The sequence below is a fragment of the Pseudomonas sp. 05T35 genome (assembly GCF_056396605.1).
Genome location: NZ_JBFTLU010000061.1, coordinates 1 through 14,038, shown reverse-complemented (window position 1 = coordinate 14,038; position 14,038 = coordinate 1). Strand labels below are relative to the sequence as shown.

Here is a 14,038-nt window from a genome sequence, read left to right as displayed (position 1 = left end):
AGCCTGTGGTGTCTTAAATTACCCGAGAGAAACGTTGGCGATTCTGTTGTTCCAGGTAGGCATCGAAGACCATGCACACCGAACGGACCAGTAACCTTCCGGCCGGCAGGACCACGATTTTTTCGCTGTCGAGTTCGATCAGGCCATCCTCGGCCATGGCCTGCAACTGCGGCCAGAGCTCGCTGAAGTAGCCGCGAAAATCGATGTTGAAAGCCTGCTCGATCTCGGCGAATGTCACGCTGAACGTACAGATCAGCTGCTGAATCACTGCCCGCCGCAGACGGTCGTCCTGGTTGCACAGCAATCCACGACTGGTGCCCGGTTGCGCGCTGGCCAGGGTGTTTTGGTACTGATTCAGATCACTGCTGTTCTGGCAGTACAAATCACCGATCTGGCTGATGGCCGACACGCCAAGACCGATCAGGTCGCAATGACCGTGGGTGGTGTAGCCCTGGAAGTTGCGTTGCAGCGTCGACTCTTCCTGAGCGATGGCCAGCTCATCATCCGGCAGGGCGAAATGGTCCATGCCGATGTAGCGATAACCGGCGGCGGTCAGTTGCTCGATGGTGCGCTGAAGCATGTTCAGCTTTTCGGCGGGGGCCGGCAGGTCGCTGCTGTTGATTCGCCGCTGTGGCATGAAACGTTCGGGCAGGTGCGCGTAGTTGAACACCGAGAGCCGATCCGGTTGCAGGTTGATGACTTCGTCCACCGTGCGGGCGAAGCTCTCGGCGGTTTGCTTGGGCAGGCCGTAGATCAGGTCGATATTGATAGAGCGAAACTGCAAGGTACGCGCCGCCTCGATCACCGCCCGTGTTTCCTCCAGGCTTTGCAGGCGATTGACCGCACGCTGTACGGCCGGGTCAAGGTCTTGCAGGCCGATGCTGACCCGGTTGAAACCCAGTTCGCGCAGCAGTCCCATGGTTGACCAGTCGGCTTCGCGTGGGTCGATCTCGATGCCGTAATCACCGGAGTCATCGTCCAGCAGGTTGAAATGCTTGCGCAGTTGCGCCATCAACTGGCGCAGCTCGTCATGGCTGAGAAAGGTCGGAGTGCCGCCACCGAAATGCAGTTGCTCGACTTTCTGGTTCGGGTCCAGGTGACAGGCGATCAGCTGGATTTCCTGTTCCAGGCGCTGCAGGTAGGGCAGGGCGCGGCCGCGGTCCTTGGTGATGACTTTGTTGCAGGCGCAGTAGTAGCAGATGTTTGCGCAGAACGGCACGTGCACATACAGCGACAGTGGGCGCAGGGCCTTGCGGCTTTCGCGCAGGGCATGAAACAGATCGAAAGTGCCGACCTGGCTGTTGAATTGCACCGCGGTCGGGTACGAGGTGTAGCGTGGTCCCGCCAGGTCGTAACGGCGGATCAGATCTGTGTCCCAACGAATGGCGTCGAACATGCGGGCATTCCCCCGGATAGGCTGGCAGTGGTGGCGAGTCTAGGGGGGGCGGCATTGGGGCATCTTGATTTGCATCAAGGGTATCCGGAAGTGGTGCGGCCCTTTGTAGCAGCTGCCGCAGGCGGCGTTCGAGGACGTAGTCCTCGCAAATGCGATGCATGCGGTTTCACTGAGACAACGAGGTGGATGGTTTTACGACAGCTTCGCCGCCGAACGCCRCCTGCGGCAGCTGCTACAGGTATGCGGTGCACCGCTGATCTAATGCCCCATGAGCCAATGCTGGTGCGGTCCCGGCAAGGTCCAGAGGCCAAACAGGATCACCAGCAAGCCGCCGGTCATGCGCACGCTGCGTTTGCGCAGTAACGCCGTGACCCGTTCGGCCGCAAGGCCAGTGGCCAACAAAACCGGCCAGGTGCCAAGGCCAAATGCGAGCATCAACAAGGCGCTGTCGATGGCATTGCCCTGGCTGGCAGACCACAACAGCGTGCTGTAGACCAAACCGCACGGCAGCCAGCCCCAGAGTGCGCCGAGCAGCAACGCGCGCGGCAGGCTCGATACCGGAAGCAAGCGGTTGGCAACTGGCTGTATGTAGCGCCACAGGCCACGCCCCAGGCTTTCGATGCGGGTCAGGCCGCTCCACCAGCCGGCCAGGTACAGGCCCATGGCGATCAGTAGCAAGCCGGCGAGGATCCGCATGAACATCGCCGCCGGGCTGTTGGCCACCGCCCATCCCGCCAGGCCGATCAGCAGGCCGGCAGTGGCGTAGCTGAGAATCCGCCCGAGGTTATACGCCAGCAACAGGCGAAAGCGCCGGCTGCGTTGTTCCTTGGGAATCGCCAGGGTCAACGCGCCCATCAACCCGCCACACATGCCCAGACAATGCCCGCCGCCGAGCAGGCCAAGGATCACCGCAGAAACCAGCAGTGGCGCCAACTCAAGCATGAGGCGGGGCCTTGTCGTTCGGCTTGGCCGGATCGGTCGGTGGGTGACCGCGGGCTTCGTCGGCTGCTGCCTGATGGCTCGGGTCCTGGTCGTCGAACAGGATGCTGTGGGCCGGACCGTCGAGGTCGTCGTACTGACCGCTGTCGACCGCCCAGAAGAAAATGTAAATGGCGATGGCGACGATCAGCAGCGCTGCCGGGATCATCACATAAAGAGCTGGCATCTGGACTCCATGCCTGACCGGATCAAACCGGTAGCGGGCGGGTGACTGGCGTGGCGCTGGCGCTTGGCTGGCTCGGCATGCGAGTCAGGCGAAGTGCATTGAGCACCACGGTCAGCGAACTGATCGACATGCCGACCGCGGCCCATACCGGAGTGATCCAGCCGAGGGCGGCGAACGGCAACATGAAGCCATTGTACAGCCCGGCCCACAGCAGGTTCTCGATGATTACCCGACGTGTACGCCGGGCCAGGCTGAAGGCTTGCACCAAGGCGTCGAGACGATTGGASAGCAGCACCGCGTCGGCGCTGGTTTTCGCCAGGTCGGTGGCCGAACCCATGGCCACGCTGATGTCGGCGGCGGCCAACACCGGCACGTCGTTGACCCCGTCGCCGAGCATCAACACCTTGCGGCCCTGCTGGTGCAACTGCTTGAGCACCTGCAGCTTGTCATCCGGGCGCAAGCCGCCCCGGAACTCGTCGATACCCAAATCGGCGGCGACACTGGCAACCATCGGCGAGCTGTCGCCGGACAGCAGCAACGTGCGCCAGCCGCGTGCTTTACATGCCGCGAGCAGCGCCGGTGCGTCGCTGCGCAGACGGTCGTCGAGCACGAACCAGGCCAGTGCGCCATGGCTGTCGCCGAGCAACAGCCATTGGCCGGCTTCATCCGGGATTGCCGGCACAGCGCAGCCGCTGAGTTCGCAGACAAACGCCGGTTGACCGATGCGCAGGCGCTGTTCGCCAACCAGACCCTCAAGGCCCAATCCCGGGGTGCTGAGGACTTCTTCGGCGGCCAGCGGCGCTCGGCCAAAGGCTCGGGCAATCGGGTGTTCAGAACGGTTTTCGAGGGCGGCGGCGAGGCCCAGGCACTGATCGCTGTCGAGTGCGCCCAGTGCTCGAATCGAACGCAAGGCCAGGCGACCTTCGGTGAGCGTGCCGGTCTTGTCGAAAATCACCGTGTCGATTTGATTCAGGCCTTCCAGCACGTGGCCGCGGGTCAGCAGCAAGCCGAGTTTGTGCAAGGTGCCGGTGGCGGCGGTGAGTGCGGTCGGCGTGGCCAGCGACAGCGCGCAAGGGCAGGTCGCGACCAGCATCGCCAGCACGATCCAGAACGCGCGGGACGCGTCCAGCTCCCACCAGAGCAAACCGATGGCTGCGGCAGCCATCAGCGACAACAGCAGGAACCACTGCGCAGCGCGGTCGGCAATTTCTGCCAGGCGTGGTTTTTCGGCCTGGGCGCGATCCAGCAGGCGGACGATGGCCGAGAGGCGAGTGTCCTGACCCAGCGCGAGCACTTCGACGGTCAGGGCGCCCTCGACATTCRGGGTGCCGGCCGTCACCGCATCGCCGAGTGTCCGGGGTTGCGGCAGGTACTCGCCGGTCAGCAGTGACTCATCGATGCTCGACTGGCCATCGAGGATTTTGCCGTCGGCCGGGAGGATGGCTCCGGGGTGCACCAAAACATGGTCACCGAGACGCAACTCACTGAGCAGGATGCGTTCGCTTTGGCCGTCCGCGCTCAGACGCAGGCACGACGCGGGCAGCAGGTTCACCAATTGCGCGGTGGCGGCGGCGGTGCGTTCACGGGCGCGGCGCTCCAGATAGCGGCCCGCCAATAGAAACAGCGCGAACATCCCGACGGCATCGAAATACAGCTCGCCGACTCCGGTGATCGAGGTCCAGATCCCGGCGAGGTAGGCGCCGCCGATGGCCAGCGAAACGGAAACGTCCATGGTCAGGTGGCGGGTGCGCAGATCGCGCATCGCACCTTTGAAAAACGGCGCGCAGCTGTAGAACACAATCGGTGTAGTCAGGAACAGAGCGACCCAGCGCAGGATGGTGTGCAGCTCGGGGCTGAGGTCGATGTTGAATTCCGGCCAGGTGGCCATGGTCGCCATCATTGCCTGGAACCACAACAAACCGGCGACGCCCAGTTGGCGCAGGGCCAGGCGGTTTTCGCTGGCCAGTTGTTCGCTGGCGCGGTCGGCCTGGTAGGGGTGGGCGGCATAACCGATGTGGCGCAGTTCGCTGAGCAGTTGGCTCAACGGCAACTGGCTGTCGGCCCAGCGCACGTGCAGGCGATGGTTGGACAGGTTCAGTCGTGCCTCGGCCACGGCCGGCAGACTGCGCAGGTGTTTCTCGATCAGCCAGCCGCAGGCTGCGCAGCTGATACCTTCCATCAGCAAGGTGGTTTCGGCGAGTTCGCCGTCGTGGCGGACAAACGGTTGTTGCACGTCGGCGCGGTCATACAGCGCCAGTTCGTCCACCAGTTGCACCGGCAAGGCTTCAGGGTTGGCCGAAGCCTCGCTGCGATGGCTGTAATAGTGCTCCAGCCCGCCTGCGACAATCGCCTCGGCCACAGCCTGGCAACCCGGACAGCAGAGCTCGCGGGTTTCGCCGAGGATGACGGCGGTAAACCGGCTGCCGGAGGGGACGGGCAGGGCGCAGTGGTAGCAGGGGAGTGGAGTGGTCATGCGATAAGGTCTATATCGTCCGGGAGGGCCTCATCGCGAGCAGGCTCGCTCCCACATTTGATCAATGTCATGCACAAGAGTTGTGTACGCCAGAGGTCACTGTGGGAGCGAGCCTGCTCGCGATGCGCGAAGCGCAGGCTCTTTACTGCTACTGATCTTCGGCGCCTTGCAGCGGTTCGTCACCGAGCAGCAAATGCTTGTCGTGGCCGATCTGTTCTTCTTCGAACAGGCGCCACACATGCTCGTCCTGGCTGCCCAGCAGCTCGACGAAGCGCCGGCCTTCGATCTTGTCGGTCAACTGGCCAATATAACGACCGGGTTCGGTCGCGCTGCGGGTCAGGGTGATCTTGCGATCTTTATCCGGCTGGGTCGGCGAGATCAGGTTCAGTTCGAGGGTCGCGGGCGTGCTGTTGCCGGTCAGGCGCACGTCGACTTCACCGGTCACCTCATCCAGATGCACGTTGGCGCGCAACAGCAGGGTCTGGGCCAGCAACTCGCGGTCCAGCGAACGGTTGATGCCTTTGCCTGCCTCGTAGTAATTGTCGTTGACCAGGTTATCCGGGTTTTTGACAGCAATGGTCACCATGGACAAGGTCAGGGTCACCGAACAGGTCAGAATCCCGATGATGATCCATGGCCAGAGATGCTTGTACCAAGGGCTGGTGGCAGTTGCTACGGGCATGATGACTTCTCTCAACGGATTTGTGGGCCGATGAATCGGCTCTTGGCTTCAACGTGGACGCTGTTGTCGTCGGCATCCTTGAGGGTGAATTTCACCTCATTGGTGCTCGACGGCAGTTGTTCCGGTGCACTCGACAGCTCGACCGGCATGCTGAAGATTTCGCCAGCAGCCACCTTGATCTCGCGCTTGCCTTGCAACTTGAGATCCGGCAGTCCGGAGGCTTCCAGCACGTAGGTGTGGTCGCGCTGATCCTTGTTCATGACTTTGAGGCTATAGACGTTCTCGATCCGGCCTTCGGCGTTCTCGCGGTACAGCACGCGGTCCTTGCTGACATCGAAGCCGACCAGCGAGCGCATGAAGAACGCGGTGATCAGCAAGCTGATCATGGCCAGCAACACCAGCGCGTAACCGATCAGGCGCGGACGCAGTTTATGGGTTTTTTGCCCGGACAGGTTGTGCTCGGTGGTGTAGCTGATCAGGCCGCGCGGGTAGTCCATTTTGTCCATGATGCTGTCGCAGGCATCGATGCAGGCGGCACAGCCAATGCATTCGATCTGCAAGCCGTCACGAATGTCGATGCCGGTCGGGCACACCTGAACGCACATGGTGCAGTCGATGCAGTCGCCCAGGCCCTGAGCCTTGTAGTCGATGCCTTTTTTGCGCGGGCCACGGGCTTCGCCGCGGCGCGGGTCGTAGGAAACGATCAGCGTGTCCTTGTCGAACATCACGCTCTGGAAGCGCGCGTAAGGGCACATGTAGATGCACACCTGTTCGCGCAACCAGCCGGCGTTGCCGTAAGTGGCGAGGGTGAAGAAGCCGACCCAGAAATACGACCAGCCATCAGCCTGGCCGGTGAAGAAGTCGATCGTCAGTTCACGAATCGGTGAGAAGTAGCCGACAAAGGTCATGCCGGTGACGAAACCGATCAACAGCCACATCGTATGTTTGCTGAGCTTGCGCAAGAACTTGTTGGTGCTCATCGGCGCCTTGTCGAGCTTGATGCGTTGGTTGCGGTCACCTTCGGTGACCTTCTCGCACCACATGAAAATCCAGGTCCAGACACTTTGCGGGCAGGTATAGCCGCACCAGATGCGTCCGGCATACACGGTAATGAAGAACAGGCCGAAGGCGCTGATGATCAACAGGCCGGACAGCAGGATGAAATCCTGCGGCCAGAAGGTCGCACCAAAGATGAAGAATTTGCGCTCCGGCAGGTTCCACCAGACTGCCTGGTGACCGCCCCAATTGAGCCAGACCGTGCCGAAATACAGCAGGAACAACGCGGCACCGCCAGCCATCCGCAAATTGCGGAACAGGCCGGTGAAGGCGCGGGTGTAGATTTTTTCCCGAGAGGCGTAGAGGTCGACGCTGTTATTCGCGTTTTTGGCAGGCGGGGTGACGTCGTGTACCGGAATCTGGTTGCTCATCATTGCATCCCACGGCAGTGGAAAAATGCCTCGGTCAGTACGTGCCGACCGCGGTCAAAAAGGGTTGTTGCAGTGGCGCAATGATACGCCTGTCGCTCTAGTTCAAGGGTGCGACCTTTGGTCGCGTTGGTGAAAATTCGTAGATGGTGTAGCAAATGTAACAAATCGTGATGCAGATCAATTGACTTGTTGAGTATAGCTGTCCGTCCGGCCAGGGTTACTCCCGCGCGCCCCAAGGGGCGTACCGGGTCCGACTCCCTCATCTCCCGCCTTCCACTGCCTGACATTCATTTGCGCTGGACTATATAGAATATTTTTTAGTGAGTGTTTTGAAGTGCGCGAGTATCAGAAGAAGTTGGAAATATCTGCTGTTGATCTGCAGAGATTGGTCGTTTGTTAATTATCAGCGGGCGATATATTTTGCAGTTGCCGCTATGGAGTGGCTGTTAACTATCGATGGAAATGGATTTCTATGATTTTATATAAAGAGTGTGTGTGGCTGGTGTGTCTTGCACTGGCGTTGGTTATTCCTGTGGTCTATGGCGCCTCGTCGGCAGAGACGCCGCGCCATATGGTGTTTGTATCGGATTCGCAATACCCCTGGACTGATCTCTCGGATGATAATCTTCCAGACCTCAACAAAGAGGCGCGCTCAAAAGAGCTGATAGAGTTGCAGTATTCCGATATTGCAAGTTTCAGGAAGCTGAATGGCGGGGCATCCCGCATACCGGTGATGATTAACGGTGATATCACAGCCTTTGGTCATGCTGGCGAGCGTTCATACATGAAGTCGGTTTTCGAGAATAAACTGGAAGGGCTATATGATTACGGGCTGGGTAATCATGACTATGCCAATAACGTGGGCGACTGCTTCTTGAATCTCTGTGCGGCGGGCAGTGTCAACGACCTCAAGGAGCGCTACTGGGGAAAAGTCGAATCCATGGATCTGGCGGCAAGAAGTTCAGGCTTCGGGAGTATCTATTATGGCAGTCTCGCTTACTCGAAAAGTGCCGGTGATGTGCATGTGGTTCAATTGAATAATGAGCCGACTTATAGCATCAGTTTTACCTCCGGCAATCCACTGGCTCCGACAGCGTTTGAAATTACGCCTGCGCTTGACTGGCTGGAGGGCGATCTAAAGAGCGCTCGGGAGCAGGGCAAGATCATTATTCTCAATATGCACAAGGTTTTCGATTGGAAGGGCAGTGACGAGCAAATTGCACGATTTCAACAAATGCTCGAGACATACCGGGTGACGGCAGTCTTTGGTGGGCATGATCACGGCTGGGCAGGGGCTTATTTTGATTGGGGCAAGCCAAAGTACTTTGGTGATGTCCCGGTATTTCTAAGCGGCTCTGCCTCCCAGCAAACGTATCTGATTGCCAGTTTTACCGCTGATCGGCAGTCGCTGGCGGTCAGCGTTGTCCGCAACAGTAACTGGCCAAGCCGAAAGCTCGATAAGGTCATCCCGGTCTTGAAGTAGGCAAATGAATGACGGAAATGAAAACGGCCCCGCCAGATCACTGGCGGGGCCGTTTTTTGTTGCGATCACGCGTTTGCCTTACTCGGCGTTCGCAGCCTTCTCACCGTGAGACAGGCTATAGACGTAAGCGGCCAGCAGGTGAACCTTGTCGTTGCCTTGCAGCTGTTCTTGCGCAGGCATCTGGCCCTGACGGCCGTAACGGATGGTCTGCTGCAGTTGAGCGAAGCTCGAACCGTAGATGAACGCGGCCGGGTGGGTCAGGTTAGGTGCGCCCATGGCTGGGGTGCCTTTACCTTCCGGACCGTGGCAAGCCACGCAGTTGGCGGCGAAAATCTTCTGGCCGGCAACCGGGTCGGCCTTGGCGCCTTCCGGCAGCTTGCGGCCATCGAGGTTGGTCAGCACGAACGCGGCAACATCGCTGACGCCTTGCTCGCCGATCACTTCACCCCAGGCCGGCATCATCGCGTGACGGCCGCCCATGATGGTGGTCTTGATGGTTTGTGGCTCGCCACCCCAACGCCAGTCTTCGTCGGTCAGGTTCGGGAAGCCGTAAGCGCCTTTGGCGTCGGAACCGTGGCAAACCGAGCAGTTGGAGGCGAACAGGCGGCCACCCATCTTCAGGGCTTGTGGGTCCTTGGCAACTTCTTCAATTGGCATGGCTGCGAATTTGGCGAAGATCGGACCGAACTTGGCGTCCGATTTGGCCATTTCCTTCTCCCACTCGTGAACGCCGGTCCAGCCGGACTGGCCGTTGGCGAACGCGGTCTGCTTCTCGTTGTCGAGGTAGCCGTAGCCCGGCAGCAGGCCTTTCCAGTTGCCCAGGCCCGGGTACAGCACGAGGTAACCGAGGGCGAAGATGATGGTGCCGACAAACAGCATGAACCACCATTTCGGCAGTGGGTTGTCATACTCCTCGATCCCGTCGAAGGCGTGGCCAACCGTCTCATCCGTCTGTTCGGCGCGCTGGCCCTTGCGGGTCGACAGCAGCAGCCAGGTCAGGGCGAAGATGGTACCCAGACTGAGGACTGTGACGTACAGACTCCAGAACGTAGTCATTCTTTGTTACTCCTAGAAGCTTGCTCGACGTGCTTGATGGCTTCGGGATCATCCGCGAAAGGCAGCAAGGTCGCGTCTTCAAACTCCGACTTGCGCTTGGGGCTGAACACCCACAGCGCCAGACCGATAAAGGCAACCATCACGACAACGGTGCCCAGGCCACGAATCATCCCGATATCCATCCAGATCACCGTTTGCTTTTGATGATGGTGCCCAGGCCTTGCAGATAGGCCACCAGCGCGTCCATTTCGGTTTTGCCCTTCACGGCATCTTTTGCACCGGCGATGTCTTCGTCGGTGTAAGGAACGCCGAGGGTGCGCAAGACTTCCATTTTCTTCGCGGTGTCCTTGCCGTCGAGCTTGTTTTCCACGAGGAACGGGTAAGCCGGCATTTTCGACTCAGGCACCACGTTGCGCGGGTTGTACAAGTGCGCACGCTGCCAGTCATCGGAGTAACGACCGCCTACGCGGGCCAGGTCCGGACCGGTACGCTTGGAGCCCCACAGGAACGGGTGGTCCCAAACGCTTTCACCGGCTACCGAGTAGTGGCCATAACGTTCGGTTTCAGCACGGAACGGACGGATCATCTGCGAGTGGCAGCCGACACAACCGTTGGCGATGAAAATGTCACGGCCTTCAAGTTCCAGCGCCGGGCGTGGCTTCATGCCTTCAACCGGCTTGTTGGTCACGTCCTGAAAAAACAACGGGACGATCTGGGTCAGGCCGCCGATGCTGACGGCGATGACCATGAAGAAGGCCAGCAGGCCAATATTCTTCTCGACTGCTTCATGCTTCATCAGTGAGCTCCAACGACAGCGATCTGAGCGGCGGCTTCAGCATCTTCCGGATTCGAGGCGCGTACGGTGCGGAACACGTTGTACGCCATGAACAGCATGCCGCTGGCAAAGAACGCACCGCCAAGGGCGCGAACGATGAAACCAGGGTGGCTGGCTTGCAGGGCTTCGACGAAGGAGTAGGTGAGGGTGCCGTCATCGTTGATTGCACGCCACATCAGACCCTGGGTGATGCCGTTGACCCACATCGAAGCGATGTAGAGCACGGTRCCGATGGTCGCGAGCCAGAAGTGCGYGTTGATCAGGCCGAKGCTGTGCATCTGCGYRCGRCCGAAGATTTTCGGGATCATGTGGTACAGCGCGCCGATCGARATCATYGCYACCCAGCCCAAGGCACCGGCGTGTACGTGGCCGATGGTCCAGTCGGTGTAGTGAGACAGCGAGTTGACGGTTTTGATGGCCATCATCGGACCTTCGAAGGTCGACATGCCGTAGAACGCCAGGGACACGACCAGGAAACGCAGGATCGGGTCGGTGCGCAGCTTATGCCAGGCGCCCGACAGGGTCATCATGCCGTTGATCATGCCGCCCCAGCTTGGTGCCAGCAGGATGATCGACATCGCCATGCCCAGCGACTGGGCCCAGTCCGGCAGTGCGGTGTAGTGCAGGTGGTGCGGGCCAGCCCAGATGTACAGGGTGATCAGTGCCCAGAAGTGCACGATCGACAGGCGATACGAGTAGATCGGACGCTCGGCCTGTTTCGGCACGAAGTAGTACATCATCCCCAGGAACCCGGTGGTCAGGAAGAAACCTACCGCGTTGTGGCCGTACCACCACTGGATCATGGCGTCAGTCGCACCGGCGTACGCCGAGTAGGACTTGAAGAAGCTGACCGGCAGGGACGCGTGGTTGACGATGTGCAGCATCGCCGTCACGACGATGAAGGCACCGTAGAACCAGTTACCGACGTAGATGTGCTTGGTCTTGCGCTTGACGATGGTGCCGAAGAACACCAGGCCGTAGGTGACCCAGACGATAGCCAGCAGGATAGCCAGGGGCCATTCCAGTTCCGCGTATTCCTTGGTGGTGGTGTAACCCAGCGGCAAGGTAACGATCGCGCCGACGATCACCGCTTGCCAACCCCAGAAGTGGAAGGCGGCGAGGCTGTCGGAAATCAGTCGCGTTTGGCAGGTTCGCTGCACGACGTAATAGGAAGTGGCAAACAGTGCACAACCACCGAAGGCGAAAATCACCAGGTTGGTGTGCAGCGGGCGTAGGCGTCCAAACGTCGTCCATGGCAGGCCGAAATTCAACTCCGGCCAGACCAATTGTGAGGCGATGAAGACACCGAGCCCCATGCCAAGGATCCCCCAGACCACCGTCATGATGGCGAACTGGCGGACTACCTTATAGTTATAAGCAGTCGGACTGATTGCTGTGCTCATTCTAAGGTTCCACGGTTTAGGTGTTTTATTAGGGATAAAAATCGGTCGCAAGTATGGAGAAAGCGGGGGGTCATTGCAACGCGCCATGACCCGCGTCAATGCTTTCAAAAGCTGATTCTGCGGCCTTTCCATGCTCCGCGTAGGGACAAAATTGCCCATGGACAAAATGTCTCGGCGGACCAAAAAGGCGAGGGGGTCGGGTCAGGTGTAACTGGGTGTGTTCAAACGAGGCGGGCAGGTGACAGACGGCAATTTGCGCGGCAGCCGGTATCTACCAGCCTTTGCGGCCTGTCATCGAACAGATTCGTCGAACGCATCGTGTACGGTTGACCTTTGACCGGCTGTTGCCAGTCCGCTTCGGAGCAAGCGTAGACGCGAAACCACCGAACCGAAAGGCAGACCCATTGAGGGGTGCGACAATGCGTCGCAAAGGGGCAGGGAACTGCCGCATTCGGGTGAATGCAGCAGTTGGGCAGTGAAGATTTATTCGGTTTTGCTTTCAGCCTGCAAACGCTCGGCGTTCGGGCTGTGAGACAAGYTGTACACATACGCGGCCAGCAGTTGCACCTTGTCGTTGCCGAGCAGTTCGTGCTGCGCCGGCATCTGACCCTGGCGACCATGGCGAATGGTCTGTTGCAGTTGCGTCAGGCTGGTGCCGTAGATGAAACCTGCCGGTTGCGTCAGGTTTGGCGCACCCATCAGTTCCGTACCCTGGCCCTTTGCACCGTGACAGGCTACGCAAGTGGTGCTGAACGTTTGCTGTCCGGCTTGCAGGTCAGCGCCGCTGTCGGTTGGCAGCGGCAGGCCGGCGAGCTCGTGACGCACATACGCCGCGACGTTTTTCACCCCGGTTTCGCCCAGCACTTCACCCCAGGCCGGCATGGCCGCCATGCGTCCGCCCATGATCGTGGTCTTGATGGTTTCGGCACTGCCGCCCCAACGCCAGATGTTGTCGGTGAGGTTGGGGAAACCAAACGCGCCCTTGGCATCCGAGCCGTGGCAGACCGCACAGTTGGAAGCGAACAGGCGTCCGCCCATTTTTAGCGCTTGCGGATCCTTGGCGACCTCTTCCACGGGCATGGCCGCGAATTTGGCGAAGATCGGCCCGAACTTTGCGTCGGCCTTGGCCATTTCCCGGTCCCACTCCTTGGTCTGGGTCCAGCCATCCTGGTAGCCGGGCAGTACGCCTTTCCAGTTGCCCAGGCCCGGATAAAGGATCAGGTAGCCGACGGCAAATACCAGGGTCCCGGCGAACAGCATGAACCACCACTGCGGCAGCGGATTGTCGTACTCCTCGATGCCGTCGAAGCTGTGGCCCATGGTCTGGTCGACGCTGCCCTTGGTTTCGCCCTTGCGGGTGCCGATCAGCAGCCAGGTCAGGCCGATCAGGCTGCCAATGGTCAGTACGCAGATCCACGTACTCCAGAAGGTGGTCATGGCCGGGTACTCCTTGTCATTGCTGTTTCTTGGCTGGTGGTGTCGTCGGGTTGCGGTTCATCGGCAAAAGGCAGCAGGCGCGCTTCGGCGAAATCCGGGCTGCGTTTGCCGTTGAACACCCACAGCGTCAGTCCGACAAACGCTACGAAGACGACGACGGTGCCCAGGCCGCGGATCATTCCGCTACTTATTTCAAAGAACATGGCCATGGCTCACCTCTTGCTCTTGATCGCAGTGCCGAGCACTTGCAGGTAGGCGACCAGTGCGTCCATTTCGGTCTTGCCCTTGAGCGTTTCGACACTGCTTGCAATGTCTTCGTCGGTGTACGGAACGCCGAGGGTGCGCATGACCTGCAACTTGGTTTTGGTGTGGCTGCTGTCCAGTGCGTTGGCCACCAGCCATGGGTAGGCGGGCATCTTCGACTCCGGCACGACGTTGCGCGGGTTGTACAAGTGCGCGCGGTGCCAGTCTTCCGAGTAGCGACCGCCGACCCGGGCCAGGTCCGGGCCGGTGCGCTTGGAACCCCACAGGAACGGGTGATCCCAGACGCTTTCACCGGCCACCGAATAGTGGCCGTAGCGCTCGGTCTCGGCGCGGAACGGACGAATCATCTGTGAATGGCAACCGACGCAACCTTCGCGGATGTAGATGTCGCGACCTTCGAGTTGCAATGCGGTGTAA

At 59.9% G+C, this 14,038-nt stretch carries 14 protein-coding genes; 1 reads left to right on the top strand and 13 read right to left on the bottom strand.

The window, feature by feature from the left end:
• Positions 1 to 13 precede the first annotated feature (13 nt).
• The 6 genes from hemN to ccoG all read right to left on the bottom strand — a co-directional run bounded on the left by hemN (position 14) and on the right by ccoG (position 7,143).
• The gene (gene hemN / locus AC1DH9_RS07010; RefSeq protein ID WP_427545968.1) at positions 14 to 1,396 is read right to left on the bottom strand and encodes an oxygen-independent coproporphyrinogen III oxidase; all 1,383 of its coding nucleotides are present in this window, start codon (positions 1,394 to 1,396) and stop codon (positions 14 to 16) included.
• Positions 1,397 to 1,654: 258 nt separating this feature from the next.
• Positions 1,655 to 2,338: a sulfite exporter TauE/SafE family protein gene (locus AC1DH9_RS07005; RefSeq protein WP_019689546.1), complete on the bottom strand. Its 684-nt coding sequence runs from the start codon at positions 2,336 to 2,338 to the stop codon at positions 1,655 to 1,657.
• Positions 2,331 to 2,561 carry a cbb3-type cytochrome oxidase assembly protein CcoS gene (gene ccoS, locus AC1DH9_RS07000; protein ID WP_427545970.1) on the bottom strand — a complete coding sequence of 77 codons (231 nt, stop codon included), beginning with the start codon at positions 2,559 to 2,561 and terminating at the stop codon, positions 2,331 to 2,333. Before ccoS ends, AC1DH9_RS07005 begins: the two co-directional genes overlap by 8 nt.
• A 22-nt stretch (positions 2,562 to 2,583) precedes the next feature.
• The gene (locus AC1DH9_RS06995) at positions 2,584 to 5,034 is read right to left on the bottom strand and encodes a heavy metal translocating P-type ATPase (RefSeq protein ID WP_477807969.1); all 2,451 of its coding nucleotides are present in this window, start codon (positions 5,032 to 5,034) and stop codon (positions 2,584 to 2,586) included.
• Between the two features lie 148 nt (positions 5,035 to 5,182).
• Complete coding sequence (locus tag AC1DH9_RS06990; RefSeq protein ID WP_427545974.1) at positions 5,183 to 5,716, bottom strand: FixH family protein; 534 nt, start codon at positions 5,714 to 5,716, stop codon at positions 5,183 to 5,185.
• An 11-nt stretch (positions 5,717 to 5,727) separates the two neighbouring features.
• Positions 5,728 to 7,143, bottom strand: a complete 1,416-nt coding sequence (gene ccoG, locus AC1DH9_RS06985) for a cytochrome c oxidase accessory protein CcoG (protein ID WP_427545976.1) — start codon at positions 7,141 to 7,143, stop codon at positions 5,728 to 5,730.
• Positions 7,144 to 7,615: 472 nt separating this feature from the next.
• Between ccoG and AC1DH9_RS06980 the strand changes: the two genes are divergently transcribed.
• Positions 7,616 to 8,626, top strand: coding sequence for a metallophosphoesterase family protein (locus tag AC1DH9_RS06980; protein WP_442114661.1), 1,011 nt, complete (start codon positions 7,616 to 7,618; stop codon positions 8,624 to 8,626).
• 78 nt (positions 8,627 to 8,704) lie between these two features.
• Here AC1DH9_RS06980 and ccoP (AC1DH9_RS06975) read toward each other — a convergent pair whose 3' ends face one another.
• The 7 genes from ccoP (AC1DH9_RS06975) to ccoO (AC1DH9_RS06945) all read right to left on the bottom strand — a co-directional run.
• A complete protein-coding gene (gene ccoP / locus AC1DH9_RS06975) occupies positions 8,705 to 9,682 on the bottom strand; it encodes a cytochrome-c oxidase, cbb3-type subunit III (RefSeq protein ID WP_427545980.1) in 978 nt (325 codons plus the stop codon).
• Entirely contained in the window at positions 9,679 to 9,864 is a 186-nt protein-coding gene (locus AC1DH9_RS06970) for a CcoQ/FixQ family Cbb3-type cytochrome c oxidase assembly chaperone (protein WP_003175465.1), read from the bottom strand. Before AC1DH9_RS06970 ends, ccoP (AC1DH9_RS06975) begins: the two co-directional genes overlap by 4 nt.
• A 5-nt stretch (positions 9,865 to 9,869) precedes the next feature.
• On the bottom strand, positions 9,870 to 10,478 hold the full coding sequence (gene ccoO / locus AC1DH9_RS06965; RefSeq protein WP_054593209.1) for a cytochrome-c oxidase, cbb3-type subunit II: 609 nt from the start codon (positions 10,476 to 10,478) through the stop codon (positions 9,870 to 9,872).
• The gene (gene ccoN / locus AC1DH9_RS06960) at positions 10,478 to 11,920 is read right to left on the bottom strand and encodes a cytochrome-c oxidase, cbb3-type subunit I (RefSeq protein WP_477807968.1); all 1,443 of its coding nucleotides are present in this window, start codon (positions 11,918 to 11,920) and stop codon (positions 10,478 to 10,480) included. Before ccoN ends, ccoO (AC1DH9_RS06965) begins: the two co-directional genes overlap by 1 nt.
• A 483-nt stretch (positions 11,921 to 12,403) precedes the next feature.
• Positions 12,404 to 13,357 (bottom strand): cytochrome-c oxidase, cbb3-type subunit III, encoded by a 954-nt coding sequence (gene ccoP, locus AC1DH9_RS06955; RefSeq protein WP_477807967.1) that lies wholly within the window; start codon positions 13,355 to 13,357, stop codon positions 12,404 to 12,406.
• Positions 13,354 to 13,560 carry a cbb3-type cytochrome oxidase subunit 3 gene (locus AC1DH9_RS06950; protein WP_427545984.1) on the bottom strand — a complete coding sequence of 69 codons (207 nt, stop codon included), beginning with the start codon at positions 13,558 to 13,560 and terminating at the stop codon, positions 13,354 to 13,356. The genes ccoP (AC1DH9_RS06955) and AC1DH9_RS06950 overlap by 4 nt, the downstream gene beginning before the upstream one ends.
• Positions 13,561 to 13,569: 9 nt before the next feature.
• A partial coding sequence (gene ccoO, locus AC1DH9_RS06945) for a cytochrome-c oxidase, cbb3-type subunit II (protein WP_477807966.1) occupies positions 13,570 to 14,038 on the bottom strand: 469 nt, incomplete at its 5' end.